The sequence below is a fragment of the Streptomyces sp. NPDC056128 genome (genome assembly GCF_042263835.1).
GTDB lineage: Bacteria > Actinomycetota > Actinomycetes > Streptomycetales > Streptomycetaceae > Streptomyces.
The window spans coordinates 1-2,783 of sequence record NZ_JBHJVQ010000077.1 but is presented as its reverse complement, the minus strand read 5'-3'; the positions used below and the strand labels follow the sequence as shown (position 1 = coordinate 2,783).

1 protein-coding gene is annotated in these 2,783 nt (G+C 68.6%); it reads right to left on the bottom strand.

The window, feature by feature from the left end:
* Positions 1–2,741, bottom strand: a 2,741-nt coding sequence (locus ACFC1X_RS40645) for a condensation domain-containing protein (protein ID WP_376364780.1), incomplete at its 3' end; no start/stop codon positions are given.
* Positions 2,742–2,783 lie beyond the last annotated feature (42 nt).

Below are 2,783 nucleotides of genomic sequence, written 5' to 3'. Positions count from 1 at the left end.
AACCGAGACGCCCGCTCATCCAACTCCCCATACGACAACTCCACCCGCACATCCACCACCGCCACCGCACCCGGATCCCGCACCACCCGCTCAGCGAACAACTCCGGCACCACACCCGACGCCTCCACCACACCCGACGCCTCCACCACACTCGACTCATTCCACCCAACCAACACCCGATCCCGCTCAGCCTCCGACAACACCTCAAGCCCCTGCAGCCCCGTGCTCGGCGCGTTCTCCAAAGCCTCGACGAGACTCTCGACCGCCGTGTGCATCAACCCGCACACCAACTCGGGATCGCCCGGCTCAAGGGCGTCGACCGTCAGCCCGAACCCAGAGCCCATGTCGTCCACTGCCACGGTCAACGGGTAGTTGGTGCCTCCCCTCCGGTGCACCACGGACACGCCGGCCAATCCGACCCTGTCACCGCCGTTCGGCAGAGCACCCCACCGCTGGCTGTTGCGGTAATTGAAGATGGAGGTGAACAGCGGGGCGCGTGCGGGGACGCTGCTGGCCTTCTGCGCCAGGGCGAGGGGAGCGTGTTCGTGCACCAGCAGGCCGGCCAGCTGGGCCTGCATCGCCCGCACCGCACCCACCACGTCACCGTCGGCGACATCGGCCCGTACCGGCAGGGTGTTCATGAACGGGCCCAGATTCCGATCCGCACCCCGCCCAGCGTTCATGCGGCCCAGCAGCACGGTCCCGAACACCACGTCCGTCCGGCCGGCCAGGCTCGCCAGCACTCGTGCATACGCCACATGGAACAACGTCGCCGGACTCACGCCGAGCTCACGGGCCTGCTCGCGCACCCGTACCACCAGCCCGGCATCCACGCTCAGCCTCGCCTGCTCCAGATCGGAGCCATCGCCACGAGCATCGGACAGGCCGAACGGCAGCGTCGACTCCGTCACGTCACCCAACAGCTCCGTGAAGTACTCCTCGTGCTCCGCGCGGGAGACCCCCAACCGGGCCTGGGCCACGAAGTCACGGAACGGCAGTGGTGCCGACAGCTCGTCGTCGCGCCCCTCCATGAACGCCGCGACCTCTCGAAGCACCGCTTCCAGTGCGGTGTGGTCCTGGAGGAGGTGGTGCACCTGCACCAAGCCCATCCAGCGGTCGCTACGCTCGCTGTTCGGCTCCGCGGCCACATGCACCCGTACCAACGGCGCGTCTCGCAGGTCGATCCACCGCCCGGCGATGGCCCGTAGCTCTGCCACCGGATCCCCGTCGCGCGACAGGGTCACCTCGGTCACCGGGACAACGGCACGCCGCCAGACCACCTGCACCGGCTCGGGCAGCCCTTCCCACACCACCCCGGTCCGGTAGATGTCGTGGCGCCCCACCATCCGCTGCAACGCGGCCAGGAACCCGTCCAGCCGCTCACGACTGTCAAAGCCCAGCACGATCCCCTCGAAATAGACATCCGTTCCACCAGGTCCGGCCAGCAAATGGTGGAAGAAGAAGCCCTCCTGCACAGGTGCCAGCGGGTACACGTCCGCCACGTTCGCCGCGCCGCCCTCGACCGAGGCGCAGACCAGGTCGATCTGCGCCGACGTCAGCTCGACCAGCGGCAGCATCTCCGGCGTGATGACCTCCGCGCCCTCCGGAATTCCGTTGGGCGGCGCCTCCACCACACCCCCGCCACCGGCACTCGCTGCCGCAGCCAGCGACGCCGGTGTCGGCGCCTCGAACAATGCCCGTACCGACACGCCGAACCCGCGGTCGCGCAGCCGGGACGCCAAGGTCACCGCCAGCAGGGAGTGCCCGCCCAGTTCGAAGAAATTGTCTTCCGCTCCCACCCGTTCCAGCCGCAGCACCTCTGCGAACACCCCGCACACGATCTCTTCCAGCACGGTGGCAGGACCTCGACCGTTCACATCCCCGCTGAACTCCGGCGCCGGCAGCGCGGCGCGGTCCACCTTCCCGTTCGCCGTCAACGGCATCCCGTCGAGCACTACGACCGCGGACGGCACCATGTAATCCGGCAGCCGCTGCCCCACGGATGCGCGCAGCTCTGCCGTCAGTCGGTCATCCTCGTCACCCTCACGGTCGGCGTCGACGTAGGCCACCAGACGCCTGTCGCCAGGGACGTCCTCACGGACCAGCACTACCGCCCGGTCCACTGCGGGGTGCGCCGCCAGTACGGTCTCGACCTCGCCCGGCTCGATGCGGTAGCCACGCAGCTTCACCTGATCGTCCGCGCGGCCCACGAACACCAGCTGCCCGTCGGTCGTCCACCGGACCAAGTCACCCGTCCGGTACATCCGCTCACCCGGACCGCCATACGGGCACGCCACGAAGCGTTCCCCGGTCAGGCCCGGGCGCTGGTGGTACCCGCGGGCCAACTGACTGCCTGCCACATACAACTCACCCACCACACCCGGCGCCACCGGCTCCAGGAACCGGTCCAGGACAAACGTCCTCGTCGTCGCAAAGGACCGACCGATCGGAACCGCACCCACACCCCCGTCGCCCTCATCCAGACCAATCACGTAGTGCGCCGAACCGACCGTCCCCTCCGTCGGTCCGTAGTGATTGACCACCGCCACATCCGGGTGCGCCTCGCGCCACCGCTGCACCGCATCCCAACCGAGAGCTTCCCCACCCACCATCAACTGGCCCGTCGGCACACACTCCCCCGGCAGCGCCTCCAGCAACGGCAGATGGCTCGGCGTCACCTTCAAGAAACCCAGACGACGCCCACCCAGCACCCCCGGCAAACCCTCATCCAGCCCCGACACAAACACACACCCACCCGACACCAACGCCGCATACAACCCCGT